Origin of the sequence: Nocardia sp. NPDC088792 (assembly GCF_044750615.1) — a bacterium.
Taxonomy (GTDB): Bacteria; Actinomycetota; Actinomycetes; order Mycobacteriales; family Mycobacteriaceae; genus Nocardia.
In genome coordinates this window covers 362,363-381,234 of sequence record NZ_JBIVKC010000008.1, presented here as the reverse complement: position 1 = coordinate 381,234, position 18,872 = coordinate 362,363, and the positions used below count along the sequence as shown (strand labels likewise).

General features: G+C 66.6%; 20 protein-coding genes and 1 riboswitch. Of the genes, 7 read left to right on the top strand and 13 right to left on the bottom strand.

Annotated features, from left to right (window positions below; genetic code table 11):
• Positions 1–108: 108 nt before the first annotated feature.
• Entirely contained in the window at positions 109–945 is an 837-nt protein-coding gene (locus ACIP5Y_RS44015; RefSeq protein ID WP_400359511.1) for an SAM-dependent methyltransferase, read from the top strand.
• A 96-nt stretch (positions 946–1,041) separates the two neighbouring features.
• On the opposite strand, the gene ACIP5Y_RS44010 is transcribed toward ACIP5Y_RS44015, so the two are convergent.
• The 11 genes from ACIP5Y_RS44010 to ACIP5Y_RS43960 form a co-directional block, all read right to left on the bottom strand.
• Entirely contained in the window at positions 1,042–1,881 is an 840-nt protein-coding gene (locus ACIP5Y_RS44010; protein WP_400359509.1) for an SDR family oxidoreductase, read from the bottom strand.
• Positions 1,882–1,903: 22 nt separating this feature from the next.
• Positions 1,904–3,172, bottom strand: coding sequence for an acyl-CoA dehydrogenase family protein (locus ACIP5Y_RS44005; protein ID WP_400359507.1), 1,269 nt, complete (start codon positions 3,170–3,172; stop codon positions 1,904–1,906).
• A 26-nt stretch (positions 3,173–3,198) separates the two neighbouring features.
• Positions 3,199–4,077 (bottom strand): SDR family oxidoreductase, encoded by an 879-nt coding sequence (locus tag ACIP5Y_RS44000; protein ID WP_400359505.1) that lies wholly within the window; start codon positions 4,075–4,077, stop codon positions 3,199–3,201.
• A gap of 82 nt (positions 4,078–4,159) precedes the next feature.
• Positions 4,160–5,023 (bottom strand): MaoC/PaaZ C-terminal domain-containing protein, encoded by an 864-nt coding sequence (locus tag ACIP5Y_RS43995; RefSeq protein ID WP_400359503.1) that lies wholly within the window; start codon positions 5,021–5,023, stop codon positions 4,160–4,162.
• 1 nt (position 5,024) lies between these two features.
• Entirely contained in the window at positions 5,025–5,462 is a 438-nt protein-coding gene (locus ACIP5Y_RS43990; protein ID WP_400359501.1) for an SRPBCC family protein, read from the bottom strand.
• A 24-nt stretch (positions 5,463–5,486) separates the two neighbouring features.
• Complete coding sequence (locus ACIP5Y_RS43985; protein ID WP_400359499.1) at positions 5,487–6,692, bottom strand: lipid-transfer protein; 1,206 nt, start codon at positions 6,690–6,692, stop codon at positions 5,487–5,489.
• Positions 6,693–6,896: 204 nt separating this feature from the next.
• Positions 6,897–7,544: a TetR/AcrR family transcriptional regulator gene (locus ACIP5Y_RS43980; protein ID WP_400359497.1), complete on the bottom strand. Its 648-nt coding sequence runs from the start codon at positions 7,542–7,544 to the stop codon at positions 6,897–6,899.
• A 41-nt stretch (positions 7,545–7,585) separates the two neighbouring features.
• Positions 7,586–7,816, bottom strand: coding sequence for a hypothetical protein (locus ACIP5Y_RS43975; RefSeq protein ID WP_400359495.1), 231 nt, complete (start codon positions 7,814–7,816; stop codon positions 7,586–7,588).
• A gap of 42 nt (positions 7,817–7,858) precedes the next feature.
• Positions 7,859–9,001, bottom strand: a complete 1,143-nt coding sequence (locus ACIP5Y_RS43970) for an MFS transporter (protein ID WP_400359793.1) — start codon at positions 8,999–9,001, stop codon at positions 7,859–7,861.
• A gap of 462 nt (positions 9,002–9,463) precedes the next feature.
• Positions 9,464–10,681 carry an NADP-dependent isocitrate dehydrogenase gene (locus ACIP5Y_RS43965; RefSeq protein ID WP_400359493.1) on the bottom strand — a complete coding sequence of 406 codons (1,218 nt, stop codon included), beginning with the start codon at positions 10,679–10,681 and terminating at the stop codon, positions 9,464–9,466.
• Positions 10,682–10,982: 301 nt separating this feature from the next.
• A complete protein-coding gene (locus ACIP5Y_RS43960) occupies positions 10,983–12,476 on the bottom strand; it encodes an MFS transporter (protein WP_400359491.1) in 1,494 nt (497 codons plus the stop codon).
• Positions 12,477–12,615: 139 nt separating this feature from the next.
• Between ACIP5Y_RS43960 and ACIP5Y_RS43955 the strand changes: the two genes are divergently transcribed.
• The 4 genes from ACIP5Y_RS43955 (at position 12,616) to ACIP5Y_RS43940 (ending at position 16,485) form a co-directional block, all read left to right on the top strand.
• Complete coding sequence (locus ACIP5Y_RS43955) at positions 12,616–13,332, top strand: TetR/AcrR family transcriptional regulator (protein WP_400359490.1); 717 nt, start codon at positions 12,616–12,618, stop codon at positions 13,330–13,332.
• A gap of 12 nt (positions 13,333–13,344) precedes the next feature.
• Positions 13,345–13,455: riboswitch (SAM riboswitch) on the top strand.
• A gap of 95 nt (positions 13,456–13,550) precedes the next feature.
• Positions 13,551–14,897, top strand: coding sequence for a bifunctional o-acetylhomoserine/o-acetylserine sulfhydrylase (locus ACIP5Y_RS43950; protein ID WP_400359488.1), 1,347 nt, complete (start codon positions 13,551–13,553; stop codon positions 14,895–14,897).
• Positions 14,894–16,057, top strand: a complete 1,164-nt coding sequence (locus ACIP5Y_RS43945; protein WP_400359487.1) for a homoserine O-acetyltransferase — start codon at positions 14,894–14,896, stop codon at positions 16,055–16,057. The genes ACIP5Y_RS43950 and ACIP5Y_RS43945 overlap by 4 nt, the downstream gene beginning before the upstream one ends.
• 269 nt (positions 16,058–16,326) lie before the next feature.
• Complete coding sequence (locus ACIP5Y_RS43940; protein ID WP_397006743.1) at positions 16,327–16,485, top strand: hypothetical protein; 159 nt, start codon at positions 16,327–16,329, stop codon at positions 16,483–16,485.
• A gap of 101 nt (positions 16,486–16,586) precedes the next feature.
• On the opposite strand, the gene ACIP5Y_RS43935 is transcribed toward ACIP5Y_RS43940, so the two are convergent.
• On the bottom strand, positions 16,587–16,832 hold the full coding sequence (locus ACIP5Y_RS43935) for a DUF3017 domain-containing protein (protein WP_400359791.1): 246 nt from the start codon (positions 16,830–16,832) through the stop codon (positions 16,587–16,589).
• A 106-nt stretch (positions 16,833–16,938) separates the two neighbouring features.
• On the opposite strand from ACIP5Y_RS43935, the gene ACIP5Y_RS43930 reads away from it, so the two are divergent.
• Complete coding sequence (locus ACIP5Y_RS43930; RefSeq protein ID WP_400359485.1) at positions 16,939–17,403, top strand: tRNA (cytidine(34)-2'-O)-methyltransferase; 465 nt, start codon at positions 16,939–16,941, stop codon at positions 17,401–17,403.
• Between the two features lie 11 nt (positions 17,404–17,414).
• Here the strand turns inward: ACIP5Y_RS43930 and ACIP5Y_RS43925 are convergent, their stop codons facing one another.
• The gene (locus ACIP5Y_RS43925; RefSeq protein ID WP_400359484.1) at positions 17,415–17,645 is read right to left on the bottom strand and encodes a DUF167 domain-containing protein; all 231 of its coding nucleotides are present in this window, start codon (positions 17,643–17,645) and stop codon (positions 17,415–17,417) included.
• A 76-nt stretch (positions 17,646–17,721) separates the two neighbouring features.
• Here ACIP5Y_RS43925 and ACIP5Y_RS43920 point away from each other — a divergent pair, with 76 nt between their 5' ends.
• A complete protein-coding gene (locus tag ACIP5Y_RS43920; protein WP_400359482.1) occupies positions 17,722–18,714 on the top strand; it encodes a hypothetical protein in 993 nt (330 codons plus the stop codon).
• Positions 18,715–18,872 lie beyond the last annotated feature (158 nt).

The following is an 18,872-nucleotide window of genomic DNA, read 5'->3' as shown; positions in this document are numbered from 1 at the left end:
CGCACGCGCCCGGCTGATCACGGGTTACCGGGAACCGCGCGCCGGAACCTGCCCGCTTCCATAGGATTACTGGCACAACGGAGTCACTCGGACAGGGGTGAAGCAGTAATGACCGACCAACCGCAGGTTGATCAGACGAAGCCCAGCATTGCGCGCGTCTACGACTATCTCCTCGGCGGCAAGGACAACTACGCCGCCGACCGGGAGATCGGGGATTTCTTCATCAAGGACCTGCCCGGTTCGGTCGATATCGCGTACGCGAACCGGAACTGCCTGGTACGCGCCGTCGGCGAGATGGCGGCGGACGGGGTGTACCAGTTCATCGATATGGGCAGCGGCCTGCCCACCGTCGACAATGTGCATCAGGTCGCGCAGCGGCACAATGCGAATGCGCACGTCGTGTACGTGGACAATGACCCGATCGTGCTGGCGCACGGCCGCGCCCTGCTGGAAACCGATGACCGCACCACCGTCATCCACGCCGATATGCGCGAGGCCGCGGCCATCCGCCAGCATCCGGATGTGCAGCGGCTCATCGACTTCGACCAGCCGGTGGCGATCATCTTCAGCGCCATCCTGCATCACCTCAACGAGGACGAGAAACCGTCGGAGGTCGTGCGGTTCTGGACCGAGCAGATTCCTTCCGGCAGTCCCGTCTACATCTCGCACTTCCGCTCCGGCAGCACCGAGGAGACCCAGGCCGCCGAGGCGAAACTGCAGACCACCTTCGGCCGCGGCCGCTGGCGCACCGACGACGAGATCCTCGCCCTCTTCGGCGACCTCGAGATCCAGGATCCCGGCCTGGTGCCCTGCTCGGAGTGGCGGCCCGCCGCACAGCAGGACGATGAGGACGAGGACGAGGGCATCACCCGAATCGGCTCCGCCACACACGAATTGACGGTGTGGGAACAGCTCATCGCCGCCGCTCTGGCCCGCAAACCCTAGCCCCGCCCGCAAGCCCGCGTCCCCGGCCGGACCGCAAAGGTCCAGCCGGGGACGCTGTTCCACCGCCGCGATCGCCCGACGGAAACAGGTTCGCGCTCAGTCGTTTTCGCCGCGCGCCCGCCGCTCGTAGGCCTGCCGGGCCGCCTGATCGACATCGTCGAGGAACAGGTGCTCCTGCCCGAAGCGGCGGCCCAGGAATTCGGTCACCGCACGCGGCAGCACCTTCTGCAGTGCGATCAGCGCCCCGGCCGTCCGGGTGACCGATACCCGCGCCCGCGGCTTCTCCAGCAGGCCCGCCACGGCGGCCGCGATCTCCGCCGGCTCCGCATTCCGGAAACCCTTGACGCCCTTGGTCCCCGCCACCAGTTCGGTATTGGTGAAGGTGGGCAGCACCGCGGAGAACTCGACTCCGGTATCCCGGTGCTCGACCCGCAGCGCCTCGGTCAGCGACAGCACCGCCGCCTTACTGGCGCAGTAGGTGGCCAGCCCCGGAGTCGGCGTCTCCGCCGCCAGTGACGCGATGTTCACCACATGCCCGCGCCCACGCGGCACCATGCGCTGCGCCGCGAGCTTGCTGCCGAGCAGCACACCGTAGACATTGATATCGAGAATCCGCCGCGTCACCCGATCCGGCTCATCGACGAAGGCTCCGGCGGGCATGATCCCGGCATTGTTGATCAGCACATCGATCGGCCCGAGCTGCCGCTCCACCTCGTCCAGGAAGGCCGTGAAGGATTCCGGATCCGTCACATCCAGCCGCCCATAGACATCCAGCCCGAGCCCCGCCCCGGATTCCTTCACGGTCGGCTCGTCCACATCCCCGATGGCCACCCGCGCCCCCAGGTCCCGCAGCGCCCGCGCGGTCGCGAGGCCGATGCCCCGCGCCCCGCCCGTGATCACCACGACCTTGCCGGAAATTACTGCCGCTTCGGTCATTTCGCTTCCTCCTCGACGCCGGTCACTGCCCGAGCAGGCCCTTCGCCACGTGGGTCACCTGGATCTCGTTGGAGCCCGCGTAGATCATGAGGGACTTGGCGTCGCGGGCCAGTTGCTCGACGTGGTACTCGGACATGTAGCCGTTGCCGCCGAACAATTGGACCGCGTCCATGGCGACCTCGGTGGCCGTTTCGGAGCAGTACAGTTTCATGGCCGAGGCCTCGGCCAGCGTCGGCGGCTTACCGGCGCGGGAACGGTCCAGCGCCATGAACACCATGTTCTGGACATTGATGCGGGCGACCTCCATCTTGGCCAGCTTGAGCTGGATGAGCTGGAAACGCCCGATTTCCTGACCCCACAGCGTGCGCTGCTTGGCGTAATCCACACAGAGCCGGTGACATTCGTTCACGATGCCCAGCGCCATGAACGCCACGCCGATGCGCTCGGCGGTGAAACTCGAACGGGCGCTCTCGCGTCCGTCGCCGCCCTTGTGCTCCTCGGTCTCGCCGAGCAGCCGGTCCTTGGACAGCCGCACATTGTCGAAGAACAGTTCCCCGGTAGGTGAGGCGTGCAGGCCCATCTTCTTGAACGGCTTCCCCTGGGTGAAGCCCTCCATGCCCTTGTCCAGCACGAAGGTCAGCACCTTGCGATCCCGCTTGGCGACCTCGGCGCCCTCGTCGAGCTTGGCGTAGACGACGATGGTGTCCGCGTAGGGGCCGTTGGTGATGAAGGTCTTCTGCCCGTTGAGGATGTAGTCCTCACCGTCGCGGCGCACATAGGTTTTCATGCCGCCGAACGCGTCGGAACCGGAGTCCGGTTCCGTGATCGCCCACGCCGCAACCTTTTTCATGGTCACGATATCGGGCAGCCAGCGTTCCTTCTGCGCCAGCGTGCCCCGCGACAGAATGGTGGTGGCCCCGAGACCGATGCTCACGCCCATGGCGGTGACCAGGCCCATGCACACCCCGGACAGTTCGCTGACCAGCACCGCCATCAGCGATTCCTGCCCGGAGAACGGCCCGCCGTCCCCGTCCCCGGAGCGTTCCTTGCGCTCCGGCAACGGCTCCCCCGCCGCGAGCGCTTCCTCCCGCTTGCGCTGCCGCGCCAGCAGCTTGGTGATCGACTCCTCGCCGAGCGCGTCGATCCCGAACTCGCTGAACAGTTTCCGGATGATCGGATACGGCAGCAGTTCGCCGCTGTCCAGCTCGTCCAGGTGCGGGCGGATCTCCTTGTCGATGAAACCGCGGACAGCGCCACGGATCAGTTCATCGGTCTCGGACCATTCGAACATCGTTGTTCTCCCAGAGGATTCGGGGGTCAGGGCAGGCGCGCGCCGATATCGTCGATCAGCCACGGCCCTTCGGTCTCGATGGTCTTGACGTCGTGCCAGCCGGCCAGCTCGGAGATGGCCCCGCCCTGCACCGCGAACACCTTGCCGGTGATCGGGCACTTCTCGGTGGCCAGATACGCCACCAGCGGCGAGATGTTCGCCGGGCTGAAGGCGTCGAAATCATCGGCCTCCAGCACCGCCGCCTCGGCCGCCATCATGTCGCCCATACCCGGCGTGGCCAGGGTGAGGCGGGTGCGGGCGATCGGCGCGATGGCGTTCACCCGCACGCCGTAGCGGGCCAGCTCATCGGCCGCCACCAGGGTGAGCGCCGCGATACCGGCCTTGGCCGCACCGTAATTGGCCTGCCCGGCGTTCGGGACCGTGGTGCCCGACGCCGACGCGGTATTGATGACCGCCGCATTCGGCTGATTACCCGCCTTGGACCGGTCCTTCCAATACGCGGCGGCGTGATGCAGCACCGCCGCATGCCCCTTGAGGTGCACGGCGATCACCGCGTCCCACTGCTGTTCATCGATGCCCGCGAGGAAGGCATCCCGCAGGATGCCCGCATTGTTCACCACGACATCGAGCCGGCCGAACTCCGAAACCGCCTGATCCACCAGGCTCTTCGCGCCCTGCCAGTCCGCGACGCTGTCGGTGTTCGCGATCGCTCGCCCCCCTGCGGCGACGATCTCGTTCGCGACTTCCTGCGCCGGACCGGCATCCGCGCCCTCACCGGCATTACTGCCGCCGAGGTCGTTCACCACGACCGCCGCGCCCTCCCGGGCGAACAGCAGCGCGTGCTCCCGGCCGATGCCGCGCCCGGCACCGGTGATGATCGCAACCCGGCCGTCGAGTGCACCCATGAAATGTCTCCTCTACGAGTAAGAACCTCAGCCCTGCCCGCCTGCCACAGCAGGCGGGCAGGAAGTCGGAAGTTGTTCGCCGTCAATCGGCGATCTCGGCAAGACCGTCGCCGAGGACGACGTCATCACCACGGACGGTGCGGAAGGCATAGGTCGTGATCCCGTTCTCCGAGCCGACCTTCCAGATCTGCGTCTCCAGATCGTCATTGGGGAAGACCATCTTGGAGAAGCGCACGGCATAACGCCGCAGCTTGCTCACATCCGAATCCGCGACCTGCGACAGCACACCCCACGACGACATGGCCATGGTGCACAGGCCGTGCGCGATGATCCCGGGCAGACCGGCATCCTTCGCGACCTGGTCATCCAGGTGCAGCGGCACCGGATCACCCGAGGCCGGGGAGTAACGGTAGGTCTGGTCCGCGTCCACGTGCGCCGCCACCGTGGCCAGCGGCGACTGCTCCGCCAGCGCCGCATCGAACCGGTGCGCCGGAGCGTTCTCACCGACCTGCGGACCGGCATTCACATTCCGGAAGAACGCGGTCAGGTACTGCTCATTGACCAGTTCCCCGTCCTCGGCACGGGTTTCGATGAGGATGGTGATGGTGGACCCGTTGTCCTTGCCCTCGAACCCGATGGCCTTGGCGCGCGCTACGAGTTTGTCGCCGGGCCGGATCGGCCGGTGGAAGTGGAAGTCCTGCTCCCCGTGCACCACCCGGCCGAAGATGTCGATCGGGGCCACGTCGATGACCGGCATCATCATGGCCTCGAAGACCGGGACGATGGCGAAGACCGGCGGCGCCACATCACCTTTCAGATGCGCGGCAATGGGATCGTTGGTGGCGGCGGCGTATTCGGCGATCCGCTCCCGCGTGACCTCGAACTTCTCGTCGTCGGACCAGGTGTTCAGCCCCGACTGATCGAATTCGACTGCCGTCGAAGCCATATCAGGCCGCCGTGGCGAGAGCGTCGAGCGCGGCGAGAGTCTTGTCCAGCTGAGTGAGGCCATCCTTCTCGACCGCCTTGCCCAGCGCACCCTTGATCAGCGCGCCCTCGAAATCACCGGAGACGGAGAACTTGCTGCCATTGCCTTCGGGGGTGATGTCGAAGGCGAACTGCACCTTCACACCCGCCATACCGGTGCCGCTGAGCACCAGCTTGGTCGGGGTATCGACGGACTCGACCACCCACTCGATCTTGTTGGCCATGCCCAGCATCATGATCTTGGCGGTGAGCTTGGCGCCCGGAGCCAGCACGGCCGGCGGCTCCTCCATCCAGCGCTCGTGGATGGAGAACCACTTGTCCCAGGTCTGCGGGTCCGAGACGACGGCCCACAGCCCCTCGGGGGTCGCGTTCAGTTCTTTGCTGGCTTCGATGTGTCCCATGGTTTTTCGCTCCTCGTCGAGTGCTCAGCGCTCGGCGCGCTGGTAGGCGGTGACGACGGCCGCGCCGCCGAGTCCGATGTTGTGCTGCAGGGCGGCGGTCACGGTGCCGACCTGTCGTTTGTCGGCGGTGCCGCGCAGCTGCCAGGTGAGCTCGCTGCACTGCGCCAAACCTGTTGCGCCCAGCGGGTGTCCCTTGGAGATGAGCCCGCCGGACGGGTTCACGACCCACTTGCCGCCGTAGGTGGTCTGGTTCTCGTCGATGAGCCGCGCGGCCTCGCCCTCGGCGCAGAGTCCGAGCGCCTCGTAGGTCAGCAGCTCATTGGCGGAGAAGCAGTCGTGCAGTTCGATGACCTGGAAGTCCTCGGGCCCGAGCCCGGCCTGGTCATAAACCTTGCGTGCGGCGCGGACATTCATGTCGTAGCCGATGAGGTTCTTGGCCGACCCGTCGAAGGTGGAGCCGTAGTCGGTGGTCATGGCCTGCCCGACGATCTCCACCGCCTGCCGCGACAGGTCGTGGCGGTCCACGAAATCCTCGGAGGCCAGAATGACCGCGCCGGAGCCGTCGGAGGTGGGCGAGCACTGCAGCTTGGTGAGCGGGTCGTAGATCATCCGCGAGGCCAGGATGTCCTCGAGCGAGTACTCGTCCTGGAACTGGGAGTACGGGTTGTTCACCGAATGCTTGTGGTTCTTGTAGCCGATCTTGGCGAAATGCTCCGCGGTGGTGCCGTACTTCTTCATGTGCTCCCGGCCGGCCGCGCCGAACATCCACGGCGCCACCGGGAACAGCACCTCGGAGATCTCGGCGAGCGCCATGATGTGCCGCGCCATGGGCTGTTCACGGTCGTCCCAGGTGGAACCCAGCGAGCCCGGCTGCATCTTCTCGAACCCGAGGGCGAGGGTGCAGTCCGCGAGCCCGCCCCGGATCGCCTGCGCCGCAAGGTAGAGCGCGGTGGATCCGGTGGAGCAGTTGTTGTTGACATTGACGACGGGGAGACCGGTCATGCCCAGCTCGTACACGGCGCGCTGGCCGGAGGTGGATTCGCCGTAGACGTAGCCGACGTAGGCCTGCTCGACTTCGCGGTAATCGATCCCGGCATCGGCGAGGGCCTTGGTCCCCGACTCCCGGGCCATGTCCGGGTAGTCCCAGTCACTGCCGTCTTCGTTCTTGCGCCGCCCCGGCTTCTCGAACTTCGTCATGCCGACGCCGACGACGTAGACCTTGTTCGTCATCGAACTCCTCACATAAGGGAACGAAACAAACATACAAAGCTGTATGTTAATGAGCAAGGGGGTACCCCGAAGTGCTGCCGGATTGCACAAGATCAGCAGGTAGGAACAGTGCACGCGGACATACCGCCGTGCCGGCCGAAAACCCGCCCGGAAACGACGGAACGCCCGTTGCGAACAATTCGCAACGGGCGCTCCGGGGACCGGCTACCGGCCGGCTATATGCAGGTCGGGCATGACGGCCGCAGCCGCCAGGCGCAGCTGCGCGGAGGCTCGCAACCAGCGACGATGCCCCCGATCCGGATCGGGTGAAACGAAGTTGGTCACCAGGATCCCCCGCAGGGTATCCATGGCGGTATAGGCGAAATCGCGAACGTTCTTGCGGTGCATCTCATTCGGCACCAGCTGCGCCACCGCCAGCAGCACCGCATTGTTCACGTACGGCTCGACCTTCTCCACCTCGACCGCGAGCGCCGGATCGGTACGGGCCGCCACCCACAGTTCGATGGCGGCCACGAACAACGGCCCCTGGTGCAGCTCCCACAGGAATTCCAGCGCGGTGCCGAGCGGGTCGTCGCCCACCCGCATGCGCGAGATCTCCTTCATGGCGGCCTCGGTGCGGCGTTGCGCCAGATGACTGACCGCCGCCACGACCAGATCGGTCTTCGACCCGAAATGGTGCACCTGCGCACCCCGGGTCACTCCCGCGAGCTCCGCGACCCGCGGTGTGGTGGTTCCCGCATACCCGTACTCGACCAGGCACTCGATGGTCGCGTCCAGGAGCCGCACGCGCATTTCACTGCTGCGTTGTTCCTGGGTGCGCCGAGGCTGCTTCGGGGTAGCGGTCCGGGTCATTCCCGCATAGTACACTTACATACAGGAGTGTATGTAATCTACTACTGCTCGGAGTTGTCCTCGCATGCCGTGCAGTACCAGCCGTCGGCATTGCTCACGCAGTTCTCCAGCCGGACCGAAGGACTCCCGATCTGCTGCTGACACTGCGCGGCACAACCATTCATGTCACTACAGGAGATCGGGCCATTATTGTCGCCCGCCGACGCGACGGCGGGAACAGCGAGGCCGATCAGCAGGCCGGCGGCCAGAACGCCGAATCGAACAGCACGCATGACGGATTCCTTTCGTACACAACAGGTACTTTGCCGCCGTTTCTACGTGTCATTCCTCGCCCGAGAAAAGAACACGGTCATCGTGAACAATACCGTGCCGATCACCGCGAGACCCGCCCCGACAACCGCCGGCGCGGTGAATCCCAGCCCCCGGGCAATCACCAGCCCACCCAGGAAAGCGCCCCCCGCATTCGCGATATTCAGGGCCGCGTGATTGAGCGCCGCGGCCAGCGTCTGCGCATCGTGCGCCACATCCATCAGCCGCGTCTGCAGGGCCGGAGCCAGCGACGCACCCGATGCGCCCACCAGGAAGGCACCCAGCGCCGCGGTGTACGGATTGTGCGCGGCCGCAACGAAACAGGCGAGAATCACCACCATCGACACCATGGAAACGAAGATCGCGCGATCCACCCCACGGTCCGCCAGCACGCCGCCGGCGATATTCCCCGCCACCATTCCCAGGCCGAACAGCATCAGCACGATCGGCACCAGGCCGACCGGCAAACCCGCCACGTCGGTGAGTGTCGTAGTTATATATGTATAAACGGCGAACATGCCACCGAATCCGACCGCACCGACCAGCAGCGTGAGCACGACCTGCGGCCGGCGCAACGCACCCAATTCCGTACGGGGATCGGTAAGTCTGATGCCGTGCAATTCCGGCACGAAACGATATATGGCCGCCACCGTCGCGAATCCGATGATCGCCACCACGATGAAAGCGTCACGCCAGCCCAGATTCTGGCCCAGCCAGGTGGCTGCGGGAACGCCGACGACATTGGCGGCGCTCAAGCCCAGCATAACCGCGGCAACCGCTTTCGCCCGCTGACCCACCGGCGCCAGCGACGCCGCCGCCAATGAGGCCACCCCGAAATACGCGCCGTGCGGCAGACCCGACACGAATCGCGCGAGCGTCAAGGTCGCGAAGGTCGGCGCCACCACACTCGCGGCATTGCCCAGCGCGAACGCCGCCATGAGCACGAGCAGCAGCCGCTTGCGCGGCATCCGCGCGCACAGCGCCGAGATCACCGGCGCACCCACCACCACACCCAGCGCGTACGCGGAAACCGCATATCCCGCCGTAGGTTCCGACACTTTCATGGCCGACGCGATGTTCGGCAACAACCCCATGGTCACGAATTCCGTGGTCCCGATACCGAACCCGCCCAGCGCCAGCGCCAGCATGGCCGGCACATGCCAGGTCGTCCGCGGCTCGGCGGCGGCGGACGACGGAACGGGGGCGGGCGGGGTGGCTACGGACGGGGACTCGGCCACAACGGGCTGGGGAAAGGATTCGGCCACGGTCAATCGCAACACCGCAGCGAATGCTCCCGAAACCCTTTGCCGCGGTGATCTCACTCACCCCGCCCGGGGCCCAGCCCCGTGGAAATCCGAAGACCTTGCCGGGCAATGACTTCCGTCCCGCGGCCGCCCCGGTGATCTCACTCACCGCGGCATCCCGGAAACGCAATTCGGGCACCCGCTCGCCACTGATCACAGTGGTGGCAGGTGCCCGGAATGGTGGCGGCGGATGGTCTCGGCCGGGACGATCGGTCCCGGCCGCCCTCATCGCCGCATTCGCGTTGTGCGCTGATCCGGCGTCACGGTACGTGCCAACAGCCCGGGCACGTGCCGTTCGGCCGAGACTCAGCGCAGTTCGCGCGCCAGATTGGCGTCGAGCACGCCGAGGAACTCCTCGGTCGTCAGATAGCCCTGATCGCCGCCGACGAGCAGCGCCAGGTCCTTCGTCATCTGGCCGCTCTCGACGGTCTTGATGACCACATCCTCGAGGGTCTGCGCGAAGCCGATGACCTCGGGGGTGTTGTCCAGCTTGCCGCGGTGCGCGATGCCACGGGTCCACGCGAAGATCGAGGCGATCGGGTTCGTGGAGGTGGGCTTGCCCTGCTGATGCTGCCGGTAGTGCCGGGTCACCGTGCCGTGCGCGGCCTCGGCCTCACAGGTCCGGCCGTCCGGGGTCAGCAGCACGGAAGTCATCAGGCCCAGCGAGCCGAAGCCCTGCGCGACCGTGTCCGACTGCACGTCACCGTCGTAGTTCTTGCAGGCCCAGACGTAGCCGCCCTCCCACTTGAGCGCGGAGGCGACCATGTCGTCGATCAGCCGGTGCTCGTAGGTGAGACCCGCCGCGTCGAACTGGCCCTTGAACTCGGTCTCGTAGATCTCCTGGAACGTGTCCTTGAACATGCCGTCGTAGGCCTTCAGGATCGTGTTCTTGGTGGAGAGGTACACCGGGTAGTTCTGCTGCAGGCCGTAGTTCAACGAGGCCCGCGCGAAGTCCCGGATCGAGTCCTGGAAGTTGTACATACCCATGATCACGCCGCCGTCTTCCGGCATGCGGACGACCTCGTGCTGGATCGGCTCGGAGCCGTCCTCCGGCGTGAAGGTCAGGGTGACGGTACCCGCCTGATGCACCTTGAAATCGGTGGCGCGGTACTGATCGCCGAAGGCGTGCCGGCCGATGATGATCGGCTTGGTCCAACCCGGAACCAGACGCGGCACGTTCGAGATGATGATCGGCGCGCGGAAGATGGTGCCACCCAGAATGTTGCGGATGGTGCCGTTCGGCGACCGCCACATCTTCTTGAGACCGAATTCCTTGACTCGGGCCTCATCGGGGGTGATGGTGGCGCACTTGACGCCCACACCGTGCTTCTTGATCGCGTTCGCCGCATCGATCGTGACCTGGTCATCGGTCTTGTCGCGGTACTCGATGCCGAGGTCGTAATACTCGAGGTTCACATCGAGATACGGGTTGATCAGCTTGTCCTTGATGAACTGCCAGATGATCCGGGTCATCTCGTCGCCATCCAGTTCGACGACGGTCCCTTCAACCTTGATCTTGGACATGGATCTTCGTGTCCTCCTAGGAAGGTGGTGCTCCCATTGCACGGCCGGTGAGCACCGCTTGTAGCGGACCCCAGCTGTTCAACAGACAACGTATACGCATGGCGCTCGGCACGTACGCGGGCGTCAAGCAAGACAAGCGTACTGCTGCTCTCGATCTCACCGGATAGGTGGCCCCCGCTCTGCGGGACTTACGCCGATTACCGATCAGTAGCGTTTTGTGTGACCTTACGCACCCTCCAGCATGCGAAAACCCGGGCGAAGCAGCAAGTAGCTGTTTCGCCCGGGTTCGCTTCGGGGGTTCCTAGACCCCCACGTGCACGACCTCCGAACCTTCGAGCAGGTTCTGCGGCTTGTCCCTGATCATGAAGGCCACGATCGGGATGCAGAGCAGGAAGAAGCCCGCGCCGATCAGGAACGCGATGTCGTAGGAGTGGATGGCGGCCCGTTCCATCAAGTGGTCGACGGTCGCGTTGTTGCGGGCGTACCGGTCGGCCACCTGCACCGAGATGGTGGTCAGCAGCGCGGTACCGATGGAACCGCCGACCTGCTGCGCCGCGTTCAGCAGCGCACTGGCCACACCCGAATCCTCGGCCTCGACCTGATGCAGGGCCGTGGTCTGCATGGAGACGAACAGCCCGCCCATACCCAGCGCGATCAGCAGCATGGCCGGCAGCAGGCTGCTGGCGTAGCTGTCGCCGTACTCCAGCCGCGACAACCACAGCAGGCCCGCCGCACCCAGCACCGAACCCGCCAGCATCAGCGGCCGCGGCCCGATCCTCGGCAGCAGCGCCGAGGCGACACCGGCCGAGATCGCGATCCCCGCCGGGAAGGGCAGGAACGACACGCCCGCCTTCAGCGCCGAGTAGTGCTGCGTGATCTGCAGGTAGAAGCTCAGGTTCAGGAACATGGCGAACATGGCGATCGGCACCAGCAACGCCACCAGATACGACCCACCCCGGTTGATCTCACCCGGAATGCGCAGCGGCAGCAGCGGATTCGCCGACCGGCGTTCGATGGCCACGAACGCCACCAGCAGCGCGACACCCGCGATGAGCAGCCCCAGCGTGGTGGACGCGGTCCAGCCGTCGGAGGCCGCGCGGCTGAAGCCGTACACGATGGAGATCAGGCCCAGGGTCACGGTGACCGCACCTGGCAGGTCGTAGCCACCGGTCCGCGGCGCCGGCACATCCTTGATCACGAAGACGAAGGCGCCGATCAGCGCCAGCAGCGCGATGGGCGTATTCACCAGCAGCGACCAGCGCCAGTTCGCGAACTCGGTGAGCGCGCCGCCCGCGATCAGGCCGATGGCCGCGCCACCCGCCGACACACCGGCGAACACACCGAAGGCGCGGGCGCGTTCCTTGGCCTCGGTGAAGGTCACCGACACCAGGGACAGGGCGGCGGGGGCCAGCAGCGCGCCGAAGGCGCCCTGCAGTGCGCGGCCCGCGAACAGTTCGGTCGAGCTCTGGGCGAGCCCGGCCAGCGCCGACGCCCCGGCGAAGCCGACCAGGCCGATCATCAGGATGCGGCGCCGGCCCAGGTAGTCGGCCAGCCGGCCGCCGAGCAGCAGCAGACCGCCGAAGATCAGCGTGTAGGCGGTCAGCATCCACTGCTTGTCGCCGTCGCTGATGTGCAGGTCCTTCTGCGCGAAGGGCATGGCGATGGTGACGATCGTGGCGTCCAGCACCACCATGAGCTGCGCCATGGCGATGACGCCGAGCGCGAACCAGCGGCGCGAATCCGTTGCGCCACTTGATCTTTCTTCTAAATCGAGAGCGTCTTGCGAGGCTGTCATGTCGTCTCCTCACGAATGGGCCAGGGCGGTTGAGACCATACTGGCCCCCACCGACAATTGGCGTCAAGCGAAAAATGTCTGACTGCGACAGTTGTCATACGGCGACGCGATCCGCCCCGGTGGCGATACCATGGGAACCATGTCCGCCAATTTGTCAAGTGCCGGCTTGCTGCATCGCCGCAGCTCCGGGTTGCGCGAACGCAAGAAGCAGCAGACCCGGACACGGATCATCGACGTCGCGCTACAGCTCTGTGACGAGCAGGGTTTCGACGCCACCACGGTCGAGCAGATCGCCGACGCCGCCGATGTCTCCCCCCGCACCGTGAACCGGTACTTCGAGAGCAAGGAGGCGATCGTCATCGCCCCCATCGAAGGCTGGGGACAGGCACTTGCCGACGAACTGCGCGCCCAGCCCGACAGCGGCGACGAAATGGAGGCCCTGTTCGCCGCCTTCCTCGTCATCGTGGACCGCGTCATCGAGGCCGACGAGCCGGTGCCCTTCCGCTGGTTCCAGCAAATGCAGCGCATCAGCCGCGACAGCACCGCGGTCCGCGCCCTCAGCATGGAATCGGCCGACACCAAGACCCGCGCCATGACCGAGGTGCTCGCCGAACGCCTGCACCTGCCCCAGGACCACCTGACGGTCCGCATCATCGCCGCCACCTGGCACGGCATCGTGCGGGTCGGCATGGAGTGCGAATTCGACGCCGAGTCCGAGTTCCCGGACTGCACCACCGCCTCGACCGCGCGCATGCTGGCCGACAATGTTCGCGCCGCATACAACGAATTCCGACGTTGCTGCTGCAAATCGAATGTGGCAAGCCCCACTGCGGAAACAGGAGCGACCGCCCGCTAGAATCTCGCATCAGGTCAAGAGCATCAGCGCGTAGCCCCGGCTTGCTGATCGGCAACCCTCCAGCTGCGGTGGGGTGCTCCGGGTGAGGACCGGGCGCTCGAGGGCCGAGCGCAAGCGCACCTAGGAGGTTCCCGAAATGTGTTGTTGTCGAAGCCGATCCGTCTTCCGATAACGTCAGACTTCCGCCATTCGGCGACCTTGTTCTCCCGGAGTTGAACATGAGTGACTCGACCGCGCCCGCGAACCCCGCGTCCGAGGGCATCGACCCCTCGGAATGGTCCTTCGAGACCAAGCAGATTCATGTCGGCCAGGCCCCCGACGCCGCGACCGGCGCCCGCGCCCTGCCGATCTACCAGACCACCTCGTACGCCTTCCGCGATACCGACCACGCCGCAGCGCTGTTCGGGCTCGCCGAGCCGGGCAATATCTACACGCGCATCATGAATCCCACCCAGGATGTGGTGGAACAGCGCATCGCGGCCCTGGAAGGTGGTGTGGCAGCGCTGCTGCTGTCCTCCGGCCAGGCCGCGGAGACCTTCGCCATCCTGAACCTCGCCGGGGCGGGCGACCACATCGTCTCCAGCCCGCACCTGTACGGCGGCACCTACAACCTCTTCCACTACTCGCTGCCGAAGCTGGGCATCGAGGTCAGCTTCGTCGAGGATCCCGACGATCTGGCGCAGTGGAAGGCGGCGGTCCGCCCGAACACCAAGGCCTTCTACGGTGAGACGGTCGCCAACCCGAGCAGCTCGATCTTCGATCTGCCGGGCATCTCGGCGGTCGCGCACGCCGCGGGCGTGCCGCTGATCGTGGACAACACGGTCGCGACCCCCTACCTGCTGAACCCGCTGCAGCACGGCGCGGACATCGTCGTGCATTCGGCCACCAAGTACCTGGGCGGGCACGGTTCGGCCGTCGCGGGCGTGATCGTGGACGGCGGCACCTTCGACTGGACCGTGAAAGACGCTGCGGGCGAATCGAAGTACCCCGGCTTCACCACCCCGGACCCGAGCTACCACGGCGTGGTGTTCGCGGACCTGGGCGCACCCGCCTACGCACTCAAGGCGCGCGTGCAGTTGCTGCGCGATCTGGGTTCGGCCGTGGCGCCGTTCAACGCCTTCCTCATCGCGCAGGGTATCGAGACGCTGAGCCTGCGGGTCGAGCGGCACGTCGCCAATGCGCAGGCGGTCGCCGAATTCCTGACCGGGCAGCCGGGCGTGACCACGGTGTACTACGCGGGACTCCCGGACTCCCCCTGGTTCGAGCGCGGCAAACAACTGGCCCCCAAGGGTGTCGGCGCCATCGTGTCGTTCGAACTGGCCGGCGGCATCGATGCGGGCAAGAAGTTCGTGGACGCCCTGACCCTGCACAGCCACGTCGCTAACATCGGGGATGTGCGCTCGCTCGTGATCCACCCGGCCTCCACCACGCATTCCCAGCTGACCCCCGAGGAGCAGCTTGCTTCCGGTGTCACGCCTGGTCTGGTGCGTCTGGCCGTCGGTATCGAGGGCCTCGACGACATCCTGGCGGACCTGCGGGCCGGGCTGACGGCGGCGGCAAGTTGACCGTGAAAACCACCTCGAGCACCTCCCGGCATGCGGCGGAACTCCTGCTTCCGCCGCCCGATGGGACGCTCGGCAGCATTGCGATCGGGGATGTCCGGCTGGAGAACGGCGACGTCATCCCCGACGTGACGCTGGCCGTGCAGCGGTGGGGCGAACTCTCCGCGAACGCCGACAACGTGGTGCTCGTGGAGCATGCGCTGACCGGTGATTCGCATGTGGTCGGCCCCGCCGATGTACATCACGTCTCGCCGGGATGGTGGGACGGCATCGTCGGGCGGGAAGCGCCGGTGGACACCCGCGAATGGTGTGTCATCGCCACCAATGTGCTCGGCGGTTGCAAGGGTTCCACCGGGCCGGCATCGCTGGCGGCGGACGGAAAGCCCTGGGGCGCACGGTTTCCCGAGATCTCCATCCGTGACCAGGTGGCCGCCGAGGTGAAGCTGTTCGACCGGCTCGGCATCGACCGGCTGGCCGCGGTGGTCGGCGGGTCCATGGGCGGTATGCGGGTGCTGGAATGGATGGTCGGCAGCCCCGAAAGGGTCGGCGCCGCACTGGTGCTCGCGGTCGGCGCGCGCGCCACCGCGGATCAGATCGGCACCCAGACCACCCAGATCGCCGCCATCCAGGCGGATCCGGACTGGCAGGGCGGCAACTACCACGGCAGCGGCCGCACCCCGATCGCCGGCATGGGCATCGCGCGGCGCATCGCGCACCTGACCTACCGCACCGAGTTCGAGCTGGATCATCGTTTCGAGAATCATGCCCAGGGGGACGAGAACCCTTGGGCGGGTGGGCGTTACGCGGTGCAGTCGTACCTGGAGTATCAGGCCGACAAGCTGGTCGCACGGTTCGATCCGGCCACCTACGTGCTGCTCACCGAGGCCATGAACCGGCACGATGTGGGCCGTGGCCGGGGCGGTATCGAGGCGGCGCTGGGTGCGACGCCGGTGCCGTGTGTGATCGGCGGCGTGGATTCCGATCGGCTGTACCCGCTGCGCACGCAGCAGGAGCTGGCCGAGTTGCTGCCGGGCTGTAAGGGCCTGGAGATCGTGCGCTCGCGGGACGGGCACGACGGCTTCCTCACCGAGACCGAGGCGGTCGGCAAGCTCATGACCGAGGCCATGGACCTGGCGCGGGCGGCGCGTTCCGCACGCGAATGACACTGCGCGTGCGGCCGAACGGCACTGACGTGGGCCGAATGACATTGCCGCGAGTGAGCCGCATCACTGACATGTGCCGCGCGAATAATTAGGGTTTCCTTCGAATATGCGCGCACGTTCCCCCATAGAGGGTGCGCGCTAACGTCGCGTGTCGAGTCTGTTTCGTGCGAATTGTCGTGAAGCACTGCCGGTTTCGCGCGCATGAATCCGCCGTAACCGTCCCGTAGAGATCCTTCTGCGAAGCGCCGCGGACGATTACTGTGTCAGGCATGGCAGCCTTCGATGACCTGGATCTTCGCACTCTCGTCGACCTGCTCAACGACGAGGAACAACGCGAATTACGCCCGGCCGTACTCCGGGTACTGAACCGACTTCCCGACCAAGAGGTACTCCGCCGCGAGCTCTGCCGCCGCCTCACCTCGGTCTGACCGCCACCCGGCGGCCGGGCCACCCGACCACCCGCTGAATTCCGGCTGCGGTTCCGACCGCAGCCCCGAATCCCGCAGGGCTCCAGACATCCCGCAGGGCTCTAAGTGACACCCAGCGGACTGATGGTGGCCGCCAGCACGATGATCGCCACGCCCGTCACGGTCAGCCAGCCCACGTCGAAAGGCTTGCTCCGCACCGCCAGCAGACCCACCCGGTCGGCCGGCAGCAACAGCCGCAGGGCCGCGGCCACCAGTGCCGCACCGCCGAACACGTAGGTCCCGCGCCGCCACCGGTCCGCGGACAACAGCACCACGGCCACCACCAGCACCGCGGCGACCAGCAGCATGGGCAGGTTCTCGCGCACGGACGCCCAGAAACGACTACTGCGGCTCTCGGGCGCGGTATGGGCTCCAGTCACGGCCCCGAGCTTACGTTCTGGGATGCTGTAGCGCGTGTTCCATCTGGTGTTCTTCGAACCTCGTATCCCGCCCAACACCGGCAATGCCATTCGCCTGGCCGCCGGTACCGGCTGTGAGCTACACCTGATCGAGCCCCTCGGCTTCGACCTATCCGAGCCGAAGCTACGCCGGGCCGGGCTCGACTATCACGATCTGGCGGTGGTCACCGTGCATCGATCGCTCGCGGCCGCCTGGGAGGCCATCCAGCCCGAGCGGGTCTTCGCCTTCACCGCCGCCGCCACCACGCACAACACCGAGATCGCCTTCCGCAAGGGCGATGTCCTGCTCTTCGGCCCCGAACCCACCGGCCTCCCCGCCGAAGTACTGGACGATCCCCGCGTCACCGCGCAGCTGCGCATCCCCATGCTGCCGGGCCGCCGTTCCATGAACCTCTCCAATGCCGCCGCCGTAGCCGTCTACGAAGCCTGGCGGCAGTTGGGTTTCCCAGGCGCCGTGTAGTTTCCGGTCACTCAGTCGTCGATCTCGAAGCGTTTGAAGCGGGATGTGGCGCCGGCCGTCAGGCGCACCGAGGTTTTCGCCACGCCGTAATGGGCAGCCAGCAGTTCGATGGCGGCCTTGTTGGCCTTGCCCTCCACGGCGGGCGCACGCACATAGAGCTGCAGGGTGCCGTCGCCGAGGAGTTCGACGAGTGGCCCCTTCTTACTGTTCGGTTTGATGGTCGCCCGGACGACGGTGGGCACGTGTGCTCCCTTCTGCTCGTTCCAGCATCGTCCCGTACGCTCGGGCGAGCAGGCTGACCTGGAAGGAAAGACGGAGATGGTCAAGCGTTCTCTACTACTGCTGACGGCCGTGCTGGGGGTGATCCTGCTGGCGACGGGGACGGCTGCGGCCGGTCCGGTCACCATCAAGGACGACTCGCACGTGCTCGACCAGACCAAGGTCACCGATGCGGCGAACCAGCTGCCGGATCCGGTGCAGATCTTCACCACCGAGAAGTTCTCCGACAATCGGGCCAAGTTCGACGCGGAGGCCCAGAGCCATGTGAAGAGCACGACCGACGTGGTGCTGGCCATCAACACCAAGTCGCACTTCATCTCCATCCGGACCGGCACCGATTCGCACATCCGTGATGCGAACCCGGCCCTGACGGCCTTCAAGAACTCGTTCGGCAACAACGATTACACGGACGCGACCGTCGCCTCCCTGAACGCGTTGAAGACCGCCGCGGACCAGCCCGCGCCCAGCCGCGCCGGTGCGCCCGCGCCCGCGGCCGCACCCAAGAAGAACCACGGCGGCTTCGGCTGGCTGGGCCTGCTCTGCCCGATCATCGTGATCGCCGGCATCGTGGCCCTCGTGGTCTCCCTGATCCGCCGTCGCCGCGGCCCCCGCGGCCCGGGCGGTTTCGGCGGCCCCGGCGGCTACGGCCCCGGCCCCGGCGGTCCCGGCTACGGAGCCCCCGGCTACGACCCCAACTACGGTCCGGGCGGCTACGCTCCCCGCCCCGGCATGAGCCCCGGCGCCGCAGCCGGTCTCGGCGCGGTCGGCGGTGCCGTCGGCGGCGGCCTGCTCGGTTACGAGCTCGGCCGTATGGAAGGCGAACGCGAAGAACGCCGCGACGACACCAACTACGGCTACGACCCGAACCAGCAATGGGGCGGCGACCAGGGCCAGCAGCAGTGGGGCGGCGGAGGAGGCGACGGCGACTTCGGCAGCGGCGGTTCCGACTTCGGCGGTGGCGGCGACTTCGGCGGCGGTTCCGATTTCGGCGGCGGAGGCGACTCCGGCGGGGGCGGCGACGGCAGTTTCTAGCCCCGCAACAACATTCACGGCGGCGTCCCGCAAAAGCGGGGCGCCGCCGCTGTCTTCAGGCCACCGCCGCGACCGCCGCGATGCGGGCGGCACTGGGCCACAGCCAACAACCTCCGCTGATACTCACTGCGGCTCCCCGCATGTGCGGGGAGCCGCGG

Bases quoted from the DNA above. Each gene is read 5' to 3' on its own strand.
- ACIP5Y_RS44015 (WP_400359511.1), top strand. From the start codon at position 109: ATGACCGACCAACCGCAGGTTGATCAGACGAAGCCCAGCATTGCGCGC.
- ACIP5Y_RS44010 (WP_400359509.1), bottom strand. From the start codon at position 1,881: ATGACCGAAGCGGCAGTAATTTCCGGCAAGGTCGTGGTGATCACGGGC.
- ACIP5Y_RS44005 (WP_400359507.1), bottom strand. From the start codon at position 3,172: ATGTTCGAATGGTCCGAGACCGATGAACTGATCCGTGGCGCTGTCCGC.
- ACIP5Y_RS44000 (WP_400359505.1), bottom strand. From the start codon at position 4,077: ATGGGTGCACTCGACGGCCGGGTTGCGATCATCACCGGTGCCGGGCGC.
- ACIP5Y_RS43995 (WP_400359503.1), bottom strand. From the start codon at position 5,023: ATGGCTTCGACGGCAGTCGAATTCGATCAGTCGGGGCTGAACACCTGG.
- ACIP5Y_RS43990 (WP_400359501.1), bottom strand. From the start codon at position 5,462: ATGGGACACATCGAAGCCAGCAAAGAACTGAACGCGACCCCCGAGGGG.
- ACIP5Y_RS43985 (WP_400359499.1), bottom strand. From the start codon at position 6,692: ATGACGAACAAGGTCTACGTCGTCGGCGTCGGCATGACGAAGTTCGAG.
- ACIP5Y_RS43980 (WP_400359497.1), bottom strand. From the start codon at position 7,544: ATGACCCGGACCGCTACCCCGAAGCAGCCTCGGCGCACCCAGGAACAA.
- ACIP5Y_RS43975 (WP_400359495.1), bottom strand. From the start codon at position 7,816: ATGCGTGCTGTTCGATTCGGCGTTCTGGCCGCCGGCCTGCTGATCGGC.
- ACIP5Y_RS43970 (WP_400359793.1), bottom strand. From the start codon at position 9,001: ATGCTGGCGCTGGCGCTGGGCGGGTTCGGTATCGGGACCACGGAATTC.
- ACIP5Y_RS43965 (WP_400359493.1), bottom strand. From the start codon at position 10,681: ATGTCCAAGATCAAGGTTGAAGGGACCGTCGTCGAACTGGATGGCGAC.
- ACIP5Y_RS43960 (WP_400359491.1), bottom strand. From the start codon at position 12,476: ATGACAGCCTCGCAAGACGCTCTCGATTTAGAAGAAAGATCAAGTGGC.
- ACIP5Y_RS43955 (WP_400359490.1), top strand. From the start codon at position 12,616: ATGTCCGCCAATTTGTCAAGTGCCGGCTTGCTGCATCGCCGCAGCTCC.
- ACIP5Y_RS43950 (WP_400359488.1), top strand. From the start codon at position 13,551: ATGAGTGACTCGACCGCGCCCGCGAACCCCGCGTCCGAGGGCATCGAC.
- ACIP5Y_RS43940 (WP_397006743.1), top strand. From the start codon at position 16,327: ATGGCAGCCTTCGATGACCTGGATCTTCGCACTCTCGTCGACCTGCTC.
- ACIP5Y_RS43935 (WP_400359791.1), bottom strand. From the start codon at position 16,832: ATGCTGCTGGTCGCCGCGGTGCTGGTGGTGGCCGTGGTGCTGTTGTCC.
- ACIP5Y_RS43920 (WP_400359482.1), top strand. From the start codon at position 17,722: ATGGTCAAGCGTTCTCTACTACTGCTGACGGCCGTGCTGGGGGTGATC.